The 19,179-nt window shown below is 65.0% G+C and carries 12 protein-coding genes and 1 pseudogene; 3 read left to right on the top strand and 10 right to left on the bottom strand.

Going from position 1 to position 19,179, the window contains the following annotated elements:
• Nucleotides 1-3: 3 nt before the first annotated feature.
• From AC4FS3_RS19905 to AC4FS3_RS19895, 3 genes are all read right to left on the bottom strand, one after another.
• Nucleotides 4-1,014, bottom strand: a complete 1,011-nt coding sequence (locus tag AC4FS3_RS19905; protein ID WP_491021983.1) for a glycosyltransferase family 2 protein — start codon at nt 1,012-1,014, stop codon at nt 4-6.
• A gap of 3 nt (nt 1,015-1,017) precedes the next feature.
• The gene (locus tag AC4FS3_RS19900; RefSeq protein ID WP_491021982.1) at nt 1,018-7,548 is read right to left on the bottom strand and encodes a type I polyketide synthase; all 6,531 of its coding nucleotides are present in this window, start codon (nt 7,546-7,548) and stop codon (nt 1,018-1,020) included.
• Nucleotides 7,549-7,805: 257 nt separating this feature from the next.
• Entirely contained in the window at nt 7,806-9,203 is a 1,398-nt protein-coding gene (locus tag AC4FS3_RS19895; protein ID WP_491021981.1) for a hypothetical protein, read from the bottom strand.
• 158 nt (nt 9,204-9,361) lie between these two features.
• Between AC4FS3_RS19895 and AC4FS3_RS19890 the strand changes: the two are divergent.
• A pseudogene (locus AC4FS3_RS19890) lies at nt 9,362-10,105 on the top strand (WecB/TagA/CpsF family glycosyltransferase); the annotation flags it as partial.
• 63 nt (nt 10,106-10,168) lie between these two features.
• Here AC4FS3_RS19890 and AC4FS3_RS19885 read toward each other — a convergent pair.
• Complete coding sequence (locus AC4FS3_RS19885) at nt 10,169-11,194, bottom strand: glycosyltransferase family 2 protein (protein WP_491021980.1); 1,026 nt, start codon at nt 11,192-11,194, stop codon at nt 10,169-10,171.
• 413 nt (nt 11,195-11,607) lie between these two features.
• On the opposite strand from AC4FS3_RS19885, the gene AC4FS3_RS19880 reads away from it, so the two are divergent.
• Nucleotides 11,608-12,534, top strand: a complete 927-nt coding sequence (locus AC4FS3_RS19880; protein WP_491021979.1) for a CpsD/CapB family tyrosine-protein kinase — start codon at nt 11,608-11,610, stop codon at nt 12,532-12,534.
• Nucleotides 12,535-12,546: 12 nt separating this feature from the next.
• Complete coding sequence (locus AC4FS3_RS19875) at nt 12,547-13,809, top strand: Wzz/FepE/Etk N-terminal domain-containing protein (protein WP_491021978.1); 1,263 nt, start codon at nt 12,547-12,549, stop codon at nt 13,807-13,809.
• Nucleotides 13,810-14,202: 393 nt separating this feature from the next.
• On the opposite strand, the gene AC4FS3_RS19870 is transcribed toward AC4FS3_RS19875, so the two are convergent.
• From AC4FS3_RS19870 to rfbC, 6 genes are all read right to left on the bottom strand, one after another.
• On the bottom strand, nt 14,203-14,832 hold the full coding sequence (locus AC4FS3_RS19870; RefSeq protein ID WP_491022029.1) for a sugar transferase: 630 nt from the start codon (nt 14,830-14,832) through the stop codon (nt 14,203-14,205).
• A 538-nt stretch (nt 14,833-15,370) separates the two neighbouring features.
• Nucleotides 15,371-15,559 carry a hypothetical protein gene (locus AC4FS3_RS19865; RefSeq protein ID WP_283177298.1) on the bottom strand — a complete coding sequence of 63 codons (189 nt, stop codon included), beginning with the start codon at nt 15,557-15,559 and terminating at the stop codon, nt 15,371-15,373.
• A 226-nt stretch (nt 15,560-15,785) separates the two neighbouring features.
• A complete protein-coding gene (rfbA, locus tag AC4FS3_RS19860) occupies nt 15,786-16,670 on the bottom strand; it encodes a glucose-1-phosphate thymidylyltransferase RfbA (RefSeq protein ID WP_491021977.1) in 885 nt (294 codons plus the stop codon).
• Nucleotides 16,667-17,521 carry a dTDP-4-dehydrorhamnose reductase gene (gene rfbD / locus AC4FS3_RS19855; RefSeq protein WP_491021976.1) on the bottom strand — a complete coding sequence of 285 codons (855 nt, stop codon included), beginning with the start codon at nt 17,519-17,521 and terminating at the stop codon, nt 16,667-16,669. The genes rfbA and rfbD overlap by 4 nt, the downstream gene beginning before the upstream one ends.
• Complete coding sequence (gene rfbB / locus AC4FS3_RS19850; protein ID WP_491021975.1) at nt 17,518-18,567, bottom strand: dTDP-glucose 4,6-dehydratase; 1,050 nt, start codon at nt 18,565-18,567, stop codon at nt 17,518-17,520. Before rfbB ends, rfbD begins: the two co-directional genes overlap by 4 nt.
• The gene (gene rfbC, locus AC4FS3_RS19845; protein ID WP_491021974.1) at nt 18,564-19,133 is read right to left on the bottom strand and encodes a dTDP-4-dehydrorhamnose 3,5-epimerase; all 570 of its coding nucleotides are present in this window, start codon (nt 19,131-19,133) and stop codon (nt 18,564-18,566) included. Before rfbC ends, rfbB begins: the two co-directional genes overlap by 4 nt.
• Nucleotides 19,134-19,179: the final 46 nt, after the last annotated feature.

The raw sequence follows: 19,179 nt of genomic DNA, 5'->3' as shown, positions 1-19,179 counted from the left end.
ATCTCAGGTCTCTTTCCGGGAATGGTCGGTCACGGGCTCCGGGCTCATGCCAAAGCCACGACGAATATCATGCAAAATCAAATCGCGGAGGTAATGTGGCGGATCGATGCGGTCACGCTTGCGCTGCACCAGAAGCCGCGCCCGCCAGATCACGCCGCCAAGGGCGGCCAGAACCGTCGCCGCCGCCGCATAGCCGCGCCCATGGTTCTTGGCGAAATAATGCAGCCGCGAATCCAGCCAGAAACCGGGAATCCGCTGCCATTTCCCCATCCCCGTCGAGACCGAGCCGATATGCGCCACCCGGCTTTCGGGCACATAATCGGTCGGGAAACCGGCCCGGGCCGCGCGCAGGCAAAGATCGGTTTCCTCGTAATACAGGAAAAACCGCTCATCAAAGAGACCGATCCGGTCCAGCACATCCATCCGCATCATCAGGCTGGCGCCGGCCAGCCAGTCGACCCGCGTCACCCGGTCCGGCAGCGGCATCGCAACCATGCTGTCCTTCATCGCCCGCGAAACCAGCCCCAGCCGGATATGACGTTCAAAGTCATTCAGCGCAGTTGGATAGCGAAAGGCGGTGTGGTGAGGCGTGCCGTCTTCGCCGTGAATATAGCTGCCGGCAAAGCCGGTTGCAGGTGTTCGTTCCAGATGATCCAGCAGCACCCGGATCGCATCCGGCGCCGGAAAAGCGTCCGAATTCAGCACATAGACGTAATCGGGGCGTGAACCGCCCGCAAACCCATCAGGCAGCCCCGCCCGGATACCAACATTATTCCCGGCGCCAAAGCCGCCATTGCGCCCCGATTGCAGCACCCGGACCGGGGTTTCCGCGCGGTCCCAGCCGCGCGCCGCAACCCCCGCCTGCATGATCTCGAAGGACCCATCACCGGAATCATTATCGACAATGGTGATCGCGCCCGGGATCCCCCGCATCGCGACCAGCGCCGCCTCGACCGAGCGCAGCGTCATCTCCGGCGAGCGCCAATTGAGGATGATGGTGAGAACCGTTGCCATCGCCTATTCCGCCGCCGTCGCCAGTGGGCCTTCGCGTGCCTCAGTCCCGGCCAGCAGCGCTTTCAGCGCCGCCGCCAGCACCCGCACATTCGGCTCCAGCACCATCGAATCATGATCTCCGGGCACTTCGATCACCCGCAGCTTCGGGGCGAAACGGGTCAGATCATTGTCTTCGAACACATATTCCTTCGCCGCCGAGACCCATTTCCCGCCCGAGACCTGCCAGTGCCGATCCAGCTCTGGCCGGAACAGCACCGTCGCGCCTTTGCGCGGGCTCATCTGATAGCGCGGCAGTGCGGCGCGGAACGCCGCCTCGATGGCGCTGTTATGGAATCCCTCTTCCTCGACCGTGGCGCCTGCACGTTTGCGCCGCTCCCAGTCGAGCCGGTTCTTCGCCCATTCCGCCAGATAGCCCGGCCCCTTGCGCCGCAATTCCGCGAGCTTGATCAGCGCCTTGTCGCGGCGGCTGAGGCCGGGGCGCATCGGCAAAGGCGTATCAAGCAGCACAAGCTGCGCCACCTCTTCCCCCTCAGCCTCCAGCTGGCGCGCCATTTCCCAGGCGATCAGCCCGCCGCCCGAGAAACCGCCCAGCAGGTAAGGCCCTGACGGCTGCACCTGACGGATCTCGGCGATGTAATCGCGCGCGGCTTCGGTGAAATCATCATGCGGCTGATCCTCGCCGTAAAGCCCGCGCGCCTGGAGGCCGTAAAACGGCCGGTCCCGCCCTTCCAGCTGCGCCAGATGACGCAGGTTCAGCACATTGCCGAACATGCCGGACACCAGGAAGAAGGGCGTCTTCGCGCCCGGTGCCGTGCCGGACTTCCCCGCCTCGGGCGTCATCGGCACGAGATGGGTGAAGCGGCGCGGCTGTTTCACAGCCTTCGCCGCCGGCATCGGGCCCGAACCCGCGCCCCCGGTCGCAACCAGGCTCTCACCGGTGATCCCCGCCGCCTCGCGGATCAGGCCCGCACAGGCCGCCACGGTCGGCGCCTCAAAAAGCACCGAGATCGGGAAATCAACCGCCCAGGTCTTTTTCACCATCGCGAAAAGCCGGACCGCGATCAGGCTATGCCCGCCGAGATCGAAGAAATTATCCTCGACCCCCACCTGCGAAACCCCGAGCAGATCCTGCCAGAAGCCGGTCAGGCTGCGCTCGATATCATCCCGCGGCGCGATGTAATCCGTGTCGAGATCGGGGCGCTCAAAGCTCTGCCCCGATTTGCGCGCCTCAATGACGGCCGCAGTCTGGCGCACCAGGGCCGGCAGATCCAGCGAAGACACAAGGATCTGCGACAGCCCCGCATTCAGCGCGCGGCCAAAGACCCGGGCCCCCTCTTCAGGGCGGATGCCCTGGCGGAACGCCATCATCAGCCGCTCTTCCGCCGGTGACAGCGCCCGTGCGGGGCCACCCTCGGGCGCCTCCAGCAGGCGCGGATCAGGGGCCGGAAAGGACAAAGCCGCATCCAGCCGGCGGATGGTAAAGCCGGTGATCTCGACCAGCACCCGGCCCTCCGGGGTGGCAAGGGTGATGTCAAACACGGCGGTCGGCCGGTCAGCGCGGTTCTCACCCGCATTGCGGATATGGCTGACGAGGTCAGCGCTCAGCGGCGCAAAGACCCGCACCGATCCGTAAGACAGCGGCACCCAGAGCCGGTCCGGCTGATACCCCGCGATCAGATCCATCGCCCAGCCGGTGGCCAGATCCATGAGTGCCGGATGCAAAAGCCAGGTCCCCAACGGATCGCCCGCAACCGGATCGCCTCCAACCGGATCGCCGCCCAACACCTCCCGCCGGAAGGCCTCTGGCAGCGACAGCCGCGCCAGCCCTTCCCCCGCGCCATAAGCGCGCGAACGCAACACCCGCCAGCGCGGGCCAAACGCCAGATGTGCCTCCTGCCGGCTGGGAAGCCAGCCTTCTGCCTCCCCCTCCTGCCGCTGGCCCATCTCGGGCGCGCGAAGCCGCGCCGCGATCCCGCCGGGGTCGATCCCCGGCGGGATCGCGGCCTGTTCTCCGGTCAGCGCGAGCAGCCGCGCCGTGGCATGGGTGGCCCAGCCATCCCGGCCTCCCGCGCGCATCAGCGTCTGCACCTCGAAATCATAGCCTGCCTCGCTGCGGCTCAGCCGCACCCGCAGGGGTCGCGTCTCGCTTTCCGCGAGATCCAGCGCCGCAAAGAAGGTCAGATCGCGGATCCCGAACCCGGCGCCAGGCCCCGGCACCCCGACCGCCCCTTCCTGCAAGGCCCAGGCCTCGGCCGCCAGTTCCAGATAGCCGGTCCCCGGCAGCAAAGCCTGACCCGCGCGGGTGCGGTGGCCCTCAAAGATCCACTGCTGACAGGACAGATCACCGGTAAAGATCCGGTTGCCCGAAACGTCAAACCCGGCCGCCGTCAGCATCGGCTGGCGCACCGGCACCCACGGCGCCGCCTCGCGCCCCATCCGGTCCGCGAGACTCTCGGCCGCCATGCCGACGCCCTGCCATATCCCCCAGTCCAGCGCGACCACCCGCGTCGCCGCCCCGGCCCGCGCCTCGGCAAAGGCATTCAGATATTCATTCACCGCGACATAATCGACCTGCCCCGCCGGGCCCGTCACCGTCGAGGTCGAGGAAAACAGCACCAGAAGCTTCAGCGTCCCGTCCGGGAACAGCCGGTCGATCACCCCGGTCCCATGCAGCTTCGGCGCGAACACCTCTTCCACACTGCCCGGATCCTTGCCAAGGATCGGCCCATCCGCCACCATCCCCGCCGCATGGATCACCGCATCTACCGGCCCCATCCGCGCGACCGCAGCCTCAACCACCGCCTGCATCTCGAACAGATTGGCCACATCGGCCCGGGCCAGCGCGATCCCGCCGCCGCTCTCATGCGCCAGTGCCTCCAGCCGCTCCACCGCCATAATCCGCCGCGAGACCGCATCCTCGGGCGCATGGGCCCGCAGCCAGGCCGCGCGCTCAGCCCCCTCCGGCAGGCGCGACCGCGCAATCAGCGTGACCTTCGCTGCGCGGTTCCGGATCAGGTCTTCTGCCAGCGTCAGCCCGATCCCGCCAAATCCGCCGGTGATAAGCACATGCGCGCCCAAAGGCAGCTCGAACCCCGCCTCGGGCAAGGGCGCCGGGCGCAGCCCCTCGGCGTAGCGCCGCGCGCCACGCAAGACCGCCACACCACCCTCTGGCGCAAGCGCCTCTTCGATCACCGCATCAACCAGCGCATCGGGCAGGCTTTCGCCGCGCCGCAAGACCGGCAGCTCCAGGTCCAGCTGCGCCAGCGCAACGCCTGGCAATTCCTTGCCCGCCACCAGCACCGGCCCGCGCAACAGCGCCTTTTCCGGCCAGCGCAGCACAGTGCCTTTCGCCGCCGCCGCGCCATTCGTCAGGAAAGTGAGCTTCACCCCCTGGGCAAGGTTTTCACCCGCCATGGCCTGCAACAGGAACAATGTCGACCAGAACCCCTGTTCGATCAGCCTTTGCGCGAAACTTGACCCCGGGCGGAAGCTTTCGTCTTTCGTCACAAGCCAGCCATGCAGCACCTGCGCGGGCGCGATGCCCCGCCCCGCCAGTTCGCGGATCAGCGCCTCATACCCTTCCAGCCCGCGTTCGGGCGCAAGGCTGTAGCGGTCCTCGCCGAGGGCGCGGAAACTGTCACCCGGATGCACAAGGATCACCCGATGTCCCGCCGCGCGCAACCGGTCTGCCGCAGCCAGGCAAAGCCCGGCATCATCGGCAAAGACCAGCCAGCTTGCCGGCGCCGCCGCGCCCAGATCATCAATGTCAAAGCCTGCAGGCGAAGGGGTCCAGTGCCGCTTCCAGCCCCAGCCGCTCAGGTCTTCCACCCGCGCGGGCAGCTCTGCCGCCACCGGCGCCGCCTCACCCGGTGCGATAAAAAACGGTTTGCGCTGAAAGGCATAGGAGGGCAGCGGCACGCGCTGGCGCAGACGTCCGCCCCAGATCTGGCCCCAGTCGACCGCGACGCCGCAGGCCCAGAGCCGCGCGATGGATCCGACCAGCCAGGCATCATCGGCGATCTTCTGTTCGGGGTGCCGCAAGGCCGGTACGACCTGGCCCGGTCCGACCCCATTGGCGCCCGCAAGCGAGGAAAGCGCACGGCCCGGCCCCATTTCCATATAGACCCGGCCCGGCACCGCGGTCAGGTCCGCCAGCCCGGCCTGGAAATTCACCGTATTTCTCAGATGTGCGACCCAATAATCCGGGTCCGTCGCCTCGGCATCCGTCAGCACCTTGCCCGAGCGGTTCGAGATGATCGGGATCTGCGGCGCAGAGAGGTGAATGCTGCGCAGGTAATCGCCAAAGGCGGGCAGGATCGGTGCGAGCATCCGGCTATGCGCCGCGATATTGATCGCAATCCGCTGCGTCTCGATCTCATCGGCGGCCAGCCGTGCGGCCAGCGCATCCAGTGCCGCATCCGGGCCCGAGACCACGCAAAGCCCCGGCGCATTGACCGAAGCCATATCAAGATCATCGGCCCAGTAGCGCGCCAGATCTGCCTCGGGCAGCGGCACCGAGAGCATCCCCCCCGGCGCCACTGTGTCAAAAAGCCGGCCGCGCAACAGGACCAGCCCGATGCAATCCTCGAATGACATCACACCGGCCAAAGCAGCCGCCGTATTCTCGCCCATCGAATGACCGATCAGCGCGGCGGGGGTGATGCCCCAGCTTTCATAAAGCCTCGCCAGCGCATATTCGGTGATCATGATCAGCGGCAGCTGCACCGAGGGCTTTTTCAGCGCCTGATCCGCCGCCTGTTCCGCGCCCTTCGCGGGCAGCCAGAGCGCGCGGATATCGTAATCCAGCTGCGGCTCCAGCACCGCAAGGCCGCGATCCATCCAGTCTTTGAAAACCGGCTCGGTCTCGTAAAGATCGCCCGCCATGCCGGCAAATTGCGCGCCGCCGCCGGGGAACATGAAGACCACCTCAGGGTTCTCGCCCAGATGATCATGGTTGAAGACAAGGCGCGGATTGGCGCCTTCCAGCAGGCCCGCGGCCTCGGTATGGCTTTCCGCGACTATAACCCGGCGTTTCTCAAAGGCGCGGCGGCCCTCTTTCAGCGTGAAAGCCACATCTGCCAGCTTCTGGTCGGGATGCGCGCGCAGATGGGCGGCAAGCCGGCTCGCCTGGCCCTCAAGCGCGGCTTTTGAACGCGCCGAGAGCACCAGCGGATGGAACGGCCAGTCGCTGTCCTCGGATACTGCCCGAATGGGCGCCTCTTCCAGCACGGCATGGGCATTGGTGCCGCCGACGCCCAGACTGTTGACGCCCGCGCGCAAGACCGGCGCGTCCCAGGGGGTCAGCCGGTCATTGACGCGGAAAGGTGATGTCTCGAAATCAATCGAGGGGTTCGGTGCCTCATAGCCAAGGCTCGGCGGCAATTCCCGGTGATGCAGCGAGAGCGCGACCTTGATCAGGCTCGCCACCCCGGCGGCAGTGTCGAGATGGCCGATATTGGTTTTCACCGAGCCGATGCGGCAATGGCCGACCGCATCCGTGGTCTCGCGGAAGGCCCCGGTCAGTGCCGCGACCTCGATCGGGTCGCCGAGATAGGTCCCGGTGCCATGGCATTCGATATAGGTCACGCTATCGGCAGTGACGCCCGCCAGCGCCTGGGCCTCGGCAATACAGGCCGATTGCCCATCGACGGATGGTGCAAGATAACCCGCCTTGGCCGCGCCGTCATTGTTGATCGCGGTGCCCTTCAGGATGGCCCAGATATGATCACCATCGCGGATCGCATCGACCGCGCGGCGCAAGACCACACAGCCCGCGCCCGACCCGAACACCGTGCCCTGCGCGCGGTGGTCAAAGGCGTGGCAGTGCCCGTCCGGCGACAGGATCTCGCCCTCCTGGAACAGATAGCCCCGCGCATGGGGCAATTCGATGGTGACGCCCCCCGCCAGCGCCATATCGCATTCGCCGTTCAAAAGCGCCTGAGACGCGTAGTGGATCGCCACCAGCGAGGTTGAACAGGCGGTCTGCACATTCACCGAAGGGCCTTTGAGATCAAGGATATGGCTCGCGCGGGTGGCGAGGAAATCCTTGTCATTCCCGGTATGGCGCAGAAGGAACATGCCGGTCTCTTCGACCAGATCAGGGTTCGAGCAGAGGTTGAAATAGAAATACGACCCCATACCGCAGCCGGCCCAGACCCCGATGGCGCCGGGGAAATTCTCGGGAGGATGGCCGGCATTTTCCAGCGCCTCCCAGGCGACCTCGAGGAACTGGCGGTGCTGCGGATCAAGGATCGCGGCCTCTTTCGGCGAGAAGCCGAAGAAGTCGGCGTCAAAGGTCTCGAACCCATCGAGCACGGCGGCGGCTGGCACGTAATTCGGTCGCGCCATCTTTGACGCGCTCTCGCCCGCGGCCAGCAGCTCGTCGCGCGACAGCACCCGGATCGATTCCACACCTGCGCGCAGATTGGCCCAGAAGGTGGAGATATCCCCCGCACCCGGCAAATGCGCGGCCATGCCGACAATCGCTATGTCGGTCGCGGCCACACCTGGGGGTCTGCGCGTCATATCATCCATCACTTCGGTTCAGTGGCTCAGGGGATCCGGGGTGGAACAGAAGCGTTCCGGCCCTGACAGACAGCCCCCTGCCAGTCTGTTGATTATCCGCGTTAATCTAGCTCAATTTAAGGCAACCTCATACCCTGAGCGCGGCCGTGACCAGTTCTTATCCCGCGAAGCAACAATGCCACAAGACTGCCTCGTTAATGCCGCATTCATGCCACATTTAACGCAGCCCCGGCCGGCTTTTGCGGCAGTCTGATGGCCGTGCCTGCTCAGATAAGGGTGCGGCGGGGCTGGTTTCGCCGCAAATCTGCAAGCGAGGCCTCGCGCATGGCCCGCAAAGCCTCGGCCTGACCAAGGATCGCGCCCGCCATCAGCCAGCTCAGCGGCGTCAGCGTTGCATTGGGCAAAAGATCAACAAGATTCAGCCCGAGGATCAGCGCCACCCCCGCCGCCGGCAGGCCGACCGATCCGGGTTTCAGCCGCGCCTCGCGCGCAAGGAGCCACAAAGGCAGGCATAAAAGCCCGAATTGCACGAGATAGCCGACCCAGCCGAACGCCCCGATCCGGATGATCCAGGCGCCATCCGCCACCGTCTCCACGATGCCGGTCGCCGGATCATAGAGGAAACCGCGCCCATAGCCGCCCCAGCCAAAAAGGGGTCGCTCGGCGGCGCGGGCCAGCAGCAGATCCTCATTCATCAGCCGGTAACCGAAGCTCTGGGCGCGGTCCTCGCTCAAATCGCCGGCAAAGCTGGAAATATAGTCAACCGGCACCAGATGGGCGCCGCGCAAAAGCGGATACAGGATCACCACCACCGCCAGCAGCCCGACAACGCCAAGGATCTGGCGCGGGGTCGCAAGAAAGACCAGCGGCGCGGCGGCCAGCGCATAGGCGATGGGGCCAAAGCTCTTGCACAGAATCAGAAGCGCGCAGGTCAGCAGGAAGACCGGCAGCTGCCAGACCCGCGCCGGCGCCGGCCCCAGCCGGAGCAGCATCCCCGCCGCGATCAGGCAGGAGAGCACGAAAAACGCCACCCAAAGCCCGTGCGGCATAAAGACAAAGGGCCGCCAGCCGCCAAACCGCACCGCCTGGGACATGTCGTGCTGGAAATAGCCATAGACCCAGATATGCAGCTGCGGCGACATCACCGTCTCGATCAGAATCGGCCCGGTATAAAGCAGCGCCGCAATCGTCAGTGCCATCAGAAGGTCGCGCATCGCCTCGGGCGTGGCGAGATCGCGCCGCGCAAGGAACAGCGGCAGAAGATACATCGCCTCGGTGCCTGTGATGGCGATGGAATCATAGATTCGCATGCCCTGGATCTCGCGGCCATGGCCAAGGAAAATCGGGTCGGTGTTCAGAAGCGCGGTGAAGACGGGCGAGATCAGAAAGCCCGCGACCAGCACCCTGACCATCATATTGCCGGTGAAAACCGGCAGGGTCCGGCCCAGCATCAGCCAGGAGATCACCGCCGCCGCCAGCGCCGGCAGCATGTGTTTATCGGGGTCGGGCAGCATCGGAAGGTCGATTTTTGCCAGCTCTGGCAAAAACATATAGCCGGTCAGAACCGACCAGATCAGCGCCCGGCCCGGCCCCATCCGATTGTAGAAAACCCAGACCACAAAGGGCCAGATCAAAAGCGCCAGCAGCGCTATCGTAGATGACATCCGGCCGGGATCCGTTCTGCTCGCGCTTTAACCGGGCGCAATTTAGGCCCATAGCCTAGCACGAACCGCTCTCCGAGGCGAGGCCGGGACAGGGCGCTGCCTCACCCCCACTCTGCCAGAGTTGGAAACAGAGTGTTGACGTCCGGAACCAGTCGCCTATGACGCTGGCGCGCGCTACAATGACATCAGCCCGCCCTGTCAGGATGATCGCCTTGCAGTTCACCATCCAAAAGACCTGTATCGAGGTGACTCACGCGAGCCGCACCGCATTGCTTGACGATGTGGAAAGGCTGATGCGTCGGGGCAAAGGCTTTGCTTTGGCGACAATCAACGTTGATCATCTCGTCAAACTGCGCCGGGACCCGGCTTTTCTCGAAGCCTATGCGCGTCAGGATATGGTGGTTGCGGACGGCAATCCGATCGTCTGGCTGTCCAGGCTCGCGAAAAAGCCCGTCGATCTGTTGCCGGGGTCGGATCTGGTGGTGCCGCTGTGCTGGCTCGCTGCCGAGGCTGGTCTGCCCGTCTCGATGCTGGGCGCCACCGAGGCCGCGCTGGAAGGGGCCAGCGAGCAACTCGCGCGCGTCCTCCCCGGCTATCGGAAAGGACTGCTGATCGCGCCGCCGATGGGGTTTGACCCCGAAGGTCCGGTGGCCCGCGACGCCCTCGCCCGCCTTAACGCGCTTGGGCCTGGCCTGTGCCTGATCGCGCTTGGCGCGCCCAAGCAGGAACGGTTCGCCGCCCTTGGCCGTACCCTCGCGCCCCGGATGGGATTTGCCTCGGTCGGGGCCGGGGTCGAGTTCCTCTCGGGCAATCAGACCCGTGCCCCGGAATGGGTGCGAAAAATCGCGATGGAATGGGCCTGGCGGGCGGTGGCCTCGCCGCGCCGGCTGCTGCCGCGCTATGCCGCCTGCTTCGCGATCCTGCCGGGTGAGATCAGGAAGGCCTGGCACCTGCGGTCGCAAGATCTATTTGTATTCGATCAGGCCCCGCCTGCGACGCAACACCCGGTCGCGCAGATAGCCAAGCGCGCCCAGGGCTTCCGGAAACTTCCCCAGGACCGTCAGAACCGCGGCCTCAGTGCCCGCGCGTCCCTCATGACGCCAGCGAAACCCGAGGCGCAGCATCTGCAAGGGCCAGATCAGGCCCGCGAGCCAGAACGCCGGATGGATCAGCCCCGCCAGCACTACCAAAACCGGCAGTAAGGCGCCCCAGACCAAAGCGCGCGCCGTCTCGCGCCGCCAATGGCGGTCGGGGCCGCGCCCATGCAGGGCCGCACCTTCGGCGAAAGCATGTCCCGCGCGTTTCATGCGCCGCCACCATTGCGACACACGCGTCATCGCTGCGTCATGCAGCGTCATCTCCGCGTCGATCCGCCAGATCTGCCCGCCTGCCCGGCGCAGCCGCTGGCACAGCTCCGGCTCCTCGCCCGCGATCAGATCCTCGCGGTAGCCGCGCACCGCGTGGAAATCCTGCAGCCTCATCAGCGCATCCCCGCCGCAGGCCAGCGCCTCGCCGACAGGCGTGTTCCATTCGCGGTCACAGAACCGGTTATAGACCGAAGCCTCCGGGTGCCGCTCGCGTCTGCGGCCACAGATCACCACGGCACCGGGGTGGTCGCGAAAGCCCTGCAGCCCGCGCGCCACCCAGCCCGGCACCACTTCGCAATCGCCATCGACGAACTGGACGTAATCGGGCTCTGCGCCCTCTGCAGTCAGCGCAAGTACACCGGCATTGCGTGCCCGCGCCGCCGTGAAGGGGCGCGAAAGGTCAAGCGCGACCACAATCGCCCCTGCCCGCCGCGCCAGCGCCTGCGAGCCATCGGTCGAGCCGCTGTCGACATAGACCAGCCGCCGCACCTGGCCTGTAAGTGACGCGAGACAGGCGGCAAGCCGGCCGCCTTCATTGCGACCAATCACAACGGCATCAACGACCGGCCCGGGTGGGGCAGACGGGTCCCGTGGCGCAGGGATATGAGGCGTGTCGGCTGTCATGGCCATCACGCCTAAGCCCGCCAGGTTTCAAAGTCAAAGCCCTGCGCAGCGGCCGCGCCCCTGCCCGCCCCGGCCCGGGCAGCGGGGGTGCCGGCGGCGCGACCCGCGCGGTCGGTAAAGTAGCTGAGATCACAGCCATTTCCCATGCGCCGGGGTTTCATTTTTACCCTCTATCTGTTAGGAATGCTCTTCTGGGCGGGGGCCCGGACTCCAGGCTACATCCTTCAGGCCAGACCGGCCCCGGAGGGGATCCCGCATCTGGGACCGGCATCGCGCCTGCCATCCGGCAGGGGATATCAATTCCGGGCGCGCAGTCCTGCTGCCGCCCTTCTGTCGGAACCGGATTACAGATGAGCCGCCACAACATACATGGCCCTTTCGGTTCAAACCCCCTGGATATGGGATTTCCCCTGATGGGCGCAGAAGATAATAACCAGGATCGCAAAGCCGGGGCCGCCGCGCGTGGCACCGCTGTCTCCCTGTTCAAACCCGGCCATCCGCGCATCAATCTGCCCATCGCGCTTGACCAGCGCACCGGGCGCGAGATCTCTATCTCGCCCGCAGTTTTTGCCAGCCCGAACCCCTCGAAAGTCTGGGAATCAATCGGAGAAATCCATGTCGATGCCGCCCGGCTGGTCAGAAACGGTTTGTTCCTGAAACCGGAACACCACCAGATCACCCGCTATTTCGACATGCTGCGCACCCGCATCGCCCAGGCGATGACCAAAGAAGGAATGAGCCGGCTCGCCATCACCTCGCCGCGCGCCGGCTGTGGCAAGAGCTATGTCGCCGCCAATCTCGCGCTGTCGCTGGGCCGGCTGCCCTCGTGCCGGACGGTGCTGATGGATCTCGATCTGCGCCACCCGCGCCTCGCGAGCCTGTTTGCACAAACCCCGTCGCCCCAGCTGCTGGAATTCCTCCAGGGCGAGCAGCCGCTTGAGGGCCAGTTCCGCCGCATCGGCCCGAACCTGGCGCTGGCGCTGAACAGCGAGCCTGTCGCCCGCCCGGCCGAAACGCTGCAGGATCCGCAGACCACCGCCGCGCTGCAATCGGCAAGTGATCTGCTGCAGCCCGATATCCAGCTTTTCGATACGCCGCCGGCGCTGGAATATGACGACATGATCGCGCTGAGCGGCCAGGTCGATGCGGTGCTTCTGGTGGTGGATGGCACCCGTACCACCGCCGCCGATATCACCGCCTGCGAACGGATGTTCGAGGGCCGCGTGCCGCTGCTCGCGGTGGTGCTGAACCGGGCACAGGATCGCGGGCTTCTGGCGGGCCAGGGCCTTGCCGACCGCCTGTTCGGAGGCGCAATCAGCCGCTGGTTCGGGCGCGGCTGAGGGACGATCACCATGGGACATCTGCGCAATATCGAAGATCTTCTGGGCTTTCTGCTGCGGCGCGGCTGGATGATCGCGCTTTGCGCGCTGATCGCGGTCGTGCTGGCCGCGCTTTACGCCAAAGGCCGCCCCGATAATTACACCGCCTGGGCCTCGATCGAGATCCAGACCGCCCAGGTCCGGGTGCCGGTCGCAGGACAGCCGGCCGAGGCCACTCAGGCCTCCGGCTCGGCGCAGCTGGTGCAATCGCTGCAACACCGGCTGACGACGCGGCAGAACCTGGTCGCGATCATCGAACGGCACGGGCTCTTCAGCGACCTGCCCGCGATGTCGACCGAGGCGAAAGTGACCGCCCTGCGTGCGGCGATCCGGTTTGACACGGTCGAGGTTTCGGGCGACCCCGCCTATGGCCAGCCGACCCAGGTCTCAGCAGTGGTGATCAGCACGACCTTCGGCGATGCCGATAATGCGGCGCGCATCGCCAATGATCTGGCGCAAAGCGTGGTGGATCTCTCGGCCTCGGGCCAGCTCGCACGGGCGCGCGAAAGCTATACCTTCCATTCCGACCGGCTGTCGGTTCTGAACACCGAGATCCAGGCGCAGGAGGCAAAAATCATCTCCTGGCGCAATGCAAATGCCGAAATGCTGCCGCCGGTATCGGCGACGCGGCGCGAAGAGCTGACCACCATCGAGACCGATCTGCGCGGGCTCGACCGCGATCTGCTGCTGGTCGATGAAGAGCGCCGCCGCATCTCGGCGCGCGAGACGTTGCGACCGACCGACCGGCAGCGTCTGCGCGAGTTGGATGATCAGACCACGCTCATCGCGGGCCAGCAAGCGGCGCTGAAGACCCGTGCCGCCGGCATCGAATCCGGGCTTGCGGGTGTTGCGGTGGCGGAACGCGGTCTTGCGGATCTTGAGCGGGACCTTGGTCAGATCCAGCGCAATTTCGACCAGGCTTCGGATGCTCTGGCCGAAGCAGATTCTCAGGTGCGTCTGGCCGAACGCCAGCAGGGCGAACGGTTCGGCATTCTCGATCGCGCCATCACGCCCGAGCATCCCGACGGCCCACGCCGCAAGATGTTCGTGGCGGCGGGGGCGATTGCGGGGCTGCTCGGCGGGCTGATCCTTGCCTTCCTGCTGGATCTGCTGAGGCCGGTGATCCGCACGTCGACGCAGATGGAACGCGAACTCGGTCTGCGCCCGATCATTGCCTTGCCGGAGATCCACCCTACCGGCCATCACAAGCGGGCCAGCGCAAGCGGGCGAGGATGACCTGCAACGACAGGCAGTCCCTCCGCCGGACACATCGGCGCCAGGCGTTGCGGGGGGCCTGGGTCGCAGATACTTCTGAGTGCAGCGTGAGCCGGTAACACGGCTGGCCGCGCTTTTGGACCTCACGGCACAGAGCCCGGAGATCCTTCACCTCTCCGGGCTGACCTCCTCAATGCACGGGCAGGCAATGTCAGGAACCGCGCCGTGGAATCGCCTCCGGTCCCGCAGGTCCACCGAACTTGCAGCTTCGGCATTCAGAACCGATCTGTCCCGGCGCCGTGAGATTGACAGCACTATGATCTTAATCTGTGACGGCAGCCTTTGCTGTCCACGCAAAGGGCAGCAGGCGATTATTTAAACAGGGTGAACGCCCCGCCCAAAGACATATGTGTTTCAGCAGCCGGTGCCGCGCAGCACCACGCTCACCGTCCGCGCCAGAATGCCGAGGTCAGTCATCAGAGAAAGCTGTTCCTCATAGACCGCATCATATTCCGCCCGCGCCTCAAAGGTCGTGCGGTTGCGGCCAGCGGTCTGCCAGTAGCCGGTCACACCCGGGCGCAGCGCGTAATAGGCCGTGCCGGGATAGAGGTCGCGCTGGTTCAGCATCATCGGCCTTGGGCCGACCAGGCTCATATTGCCGATGAAGACATTCCAGAGCTGCGGAAGTTCATCCAGCGACGAGCGACGCAGGAAATGGCCAAACCGGGTGACGCGCGGGTCATTGCGCAGCTTTTGCGTGCTGTCCCATTCCGCACGCGCCGCGGGATTGACCGCCAGCCAGGCCTCCAGCCGCTGATCCGCATCGACTACCATCGAGCGCAGCTTCCACATCCGGAACGAACGCCCGCCTTTGCCGATCCGCATCTGACTGTAGAAGGGGCTGCCGCCATCGCGCGCCACAAGGATCGCCAGCACGAAAACCACCGGCACCATAATCGGCACCGCCGCCAATATGGCGAACAGATCCAGCACCCGTTTGAAAGCATGGCGATAGACACCGCCACGGCCGGGCAGGTTCAACACCTGCTCGCCTTTGTCAGATGTTTTTCGCAACAATGGTGCGGTGCCCGCAGCCCCGGCGGTTTTTGCTGAAATGATTGACATTGTCAGCGCTCGGTCAACAAATTCGGCGAATGAGGCACAGCACAGACCCCCCGGGTGACGATATTCACCGTCGCCACATCAAAACTTGGCAGAACTTTTAACCACATCTACAGCACCCGGTCAGAATGCCCCCGGGGATCATTTTATCCGATGGGGACGGGGCGCGAAAAGCATGATCGCCATGTGATCACCACAATTCCGACGCAATTCAGAGATTTTTGGCCATGACAGGGGGGCGGCTCCTGTCTTCGCGCCGGAAATGCCACGTTCCGGCCCTGAAGCGCCCGGCGAAGGACACAAAGTCCCAGACGCGATTCGGAGCCACTGATCGCCACAAAGCATGCGGGCTTTCGGTGAGGCGCCTGAAAAGTCCCGAAATGTTGTTTCGTATTCTATTACAATCGGCAAGATCTGGCCGCTCTGCCCCCTGGCAACAGACGTATCGCCGCGCGGTTTGTCAGGCGTCACCGGCGCCCGAGGTCTCTTCCCAGTCGCCTGTGTGGAAAAAAGCCATCGTCATAAGAGAGGTAGCCCCTGCCCCGGAATAGCAGAGCAGCCAGGCCAGAGGCGGGTGGCCCGCCAGGACAGAAAGGCTGAGCGCAAGGCCAGCAACAAGAACCGAGACCGCGAGATATCCTGCTATCATATGTCCCCGCTGCTTACACTACCTGCAACGCGGCGTGTCCCGACCTGGGGCCGCGGCTATTACCCCTCAGAACAACGCAGAAGCGGGGATATTGCAAGGATTGCCGTATAACAGGTTTAGAATTACCTAATGTTGCGCAGGGAAAGCACAGGACAGCCCGCTCGCCTGCCAGGGATATCAGTCTTAGGGCAACTCAGCCGGCAGGCAATTCACGTGGAGGAGGATCTCAGTCGGTGGCCAGCTCTGACAGATAGCGGCCATAATCGTTCTTGCCGAAGAGCTTGGCCCGCGCGGCCAGTTGCACCGCGTCGATCCAGCCCTCACGGAAGGCGATTTCATCGGGCGAGCCCACTTGCAGACCCTGCCGCAGCGTCAGCGTGCGCACGAAATTCCCCGCATCGAGCAGGCTGCCATGGGTGCCGGTGTCAAGCCAGGCATAGCCGCGCCCCATCCGCTCGACCCGTAGCGTGCCCTCGGCCCGGTAGATCTCCAGCAGATCCGCAATCTCCAGCTCGCCGCGCGCGGATGGCTTCACCCGTGCCGCAAGTTCCGATGCCCGACCGTCGAGGAAATACAGCCCGGTCACCGCGAAATTCGACGGCGGATTGGCCGGTTTCTCGATGATCGCCCGCACATTGCCGTCGCGGTCGAAATCCACCACGCCGTAGCGTTCGGGGTCAGAGACGTGATAGCCGAACACCGTGCCGCCGGCCTCGCGCGCAGACGCCGCGGCCAGCACTTCCGGCAGGCCGTGGCCGAAAAAGATATTATCGCCCAGCACCATCGCCGAAGGCGCGCCACCGAGGAAGTCTTCGGCCAGCAGATAGGCCTGAGCCAGGCCATCGGGCGAGGGCTGGGTGATCCAGGTGAGCGACAGCCCCCATTGGCTGCCATCGCCCATCAGCCGCTGGAACTGCGTCTGGTCGTCCGGCGTGGTGATGATCGCGATCTCGCGGATGCCGCCCAGCATCAGCACCGAGAGCGGATAATAGATCATCGGCTTGTCATAAAGCGGCAACAGCTGTTTCGAGACGCCCATGGTGATCGGATAGAGCCGCGTGCCCGAACCGCCCGCCAGAATGATACCCTTGCGTTTCACGGCCTGTGTCATACTGCCAGCTCCTTCAGAACCTCATCAAGCCCGGTCCGCCAGTCAGGGCGCGGGATGCCGAATGCCGCCTCGAGCGCCGAACAGTCCAGCCGCGAATTCAGCGGCCGCTGCGCCGGGGTCGGGTATTCGCGGGTCGGAATACCCCCGATCCGGCAGGAAAGCCCGGCACGGGTCATGATCTCCTGCGCGAAATCCGCCCAGGTCGCATCTGGCGCGCCCGAGAAATGATGCGTGCCGCCCGACGCCCCCGCCTTCATCGCCAAAGCGGCCGTCAAAAGCGCATCGGCAATCGCTGCCGCCGGGGTCGGGCCGCCATGCTGATCGGCCACGACCTTCAGCAGGTCACGTTCGCGGCCCAGCCGCAGCATGGTTTTCACGAAATTCGCACCATGGGCCGAAAATACCCAGGAGGTGCGCAGGATCAGATGCTGGCCGCCGGCGGCGCGCACGCCCTCCTCGCCTTTCAGCTTTGAACGACCATAGGCGCCGAGCGGTGCGACCGGATCTTCGGGGCGGAAGGGTCGGTCACCCTGGCCCGAAAAGACGTAATCGGTCGAGATATGCAGAAAGGGGATCTGCGCGTTCGCGCAGGCTTCGGCCATTGCGGTGGGCGCGTCGCCATTGACCACGCTCGCCAGCGCCTCCTCGCTTTCGGCCTTGTCTACCGCAGTCCAGGCGGCGGCATTGATCACCGCCTCGGTCCGCCCGTCGGCAATCGCGGCCGCGCAAGAGGCCGGATCCACGAGATCCGCGTGATCGCGGCCCAGGAACACCGCCTGAACCCCCGCCGGCAGACGGCGCTGCAATTCCGTCGCGACCTGGCCGGTTTTTCCGAAAACGAGCAGCTTCATGCCTTAACCCCCAGCCGCTCGCCCACGCCCTGCCGGGCCAGCAGCGGCTGCCACCAGGCCTCATTGGCGAGATACCAGTCCACGGTGCGCTCCAGCCCCTCTTCGACGGTGACCGACGGGCGCCAGCCAAGTTCTTCGCGGATGCGTGACGGATCAATGGCATAGCGCGCGTCATGGCCGGGGCGGTCGGTCACGAAAGTGATCTGATCGCTGTAAGACCCCGCCCCTTTCGGGCGTTTGCGGTCAAGGATGGCGCACAGCGTCTGCACAAGTTCCAGATTGGTGCGCTCATTCTCGCCGCCGATATTATAGCTGCGGTTCAGCTGGCCTTTCTCGACAACCAACAGCAGCGCATCGGCGTGATCCTCGACATAGAGCCAGTCGCGGATATTCGAGCCATCGCCATAGATTGGCAGCGGTTTGCCGGCCAAAGCGTTCAGGATGATCACCGGGATCAGCTTTTCCGGGAAATGGAACGGGCCGTAATTGTTCGAGCAATTGGTCAGCACCACCGGCAGGCCGTAAGTCTCGGCCCAGGCGCGCACCAGATGATCCGAGGCCGCTTTCGATGCCGAATAGGGCGACCGCGGATCATAGGCGGTCTCTTCGGTGAATTTCACCGCAGGATCGCGCGGCAGCGAGCCGAAGACTTCATCGGTCGAAATATGGTGAAACCGGAAAGACGCAGGCTTGCCGGCGCGCGTCCACGAGGCCCGCGCGGCCTCGAGCATGTTATAGGTGCCGGTGATGTTCGTTTCGACGAAATCCCCCGGCCCGTCGATCGAGCGGTCAACATGGCTTTCCGCCGCCAGATGCATCACCGCATCGGGCTTATGCGCGTCGAAAATCCGGTCAAGCGCCGCCCGGTCCCTTGTATCGGCCTGTTCAAAGGCATAAAGCGGGCTGTTGCCGACCGAGGCGACATTTTCCAGGCAGGCCGCATAGGTCAGCGCATCGACATTCACGACGCTGTGCCCGCGCGAGACCGCCAGCCGCACCACGGCGGATCCGATGAACCCCGCGCCTCCGGTCACGAGAAGCTTCATGCTTTCACCTCATAGCGGAAGGGGCGGCCCGCATCTTTCAACAGCGGCGCGGCCTGGTCTTTGTCTGACAAAACCGGCGGCGCGCCGTCGAGGCCCCAGTCAATCCCGATCTCCGGATCATCCCAGCGGACGGCGCCATCGCAGTCGGGCGCATAGAAATCGGAACATTTATATTGCACCTCGACATCCGGGGTCAGGGTGACAAAGCCATGCAAAAAGCCCTGCGGGATCAGAAGCTGGCGCCCGTTTTCCGCCGACAGCTCTTCGGCCACCCATTGGCCAAAGCGGGGCGAGCCTTCACGGAAATCCACCGCCACATCAAGGATCGCGCCGCGGGTGCAGCGCACCAGCTTGTCCTGGGCATGGGGCGCAGACTGGTAATGCAGCCCGCGCAAAGTGCCTTTGGCGGCGGAAAAGGAATGGTTGTCCTGCACCCAGTCAATTTCGATCCCGGCCTCTTTCATCCGAAGCGCATTGAACGTCTCGGTGAACCAGCCCCGCGCATCGCCAAAACGGCGTGGCGTCAGCAGGAGGACTTCGGGAAGGGCGGTGGCTTCGGTCTGCATCTGGCTGGTCTTCCTCAGGGGTCGCAATCGGGTCGGGTCGCAATCA

The sequence above is a fragment of the Pseudogemmobacter sp. TB195 genome, assembly GCF_058313095.1.
The sequence above is the reverse complement of the archived record's forward strand: the minus strand, read 5'-3'. Positions and strand labels throughout refer to the sequence as shown.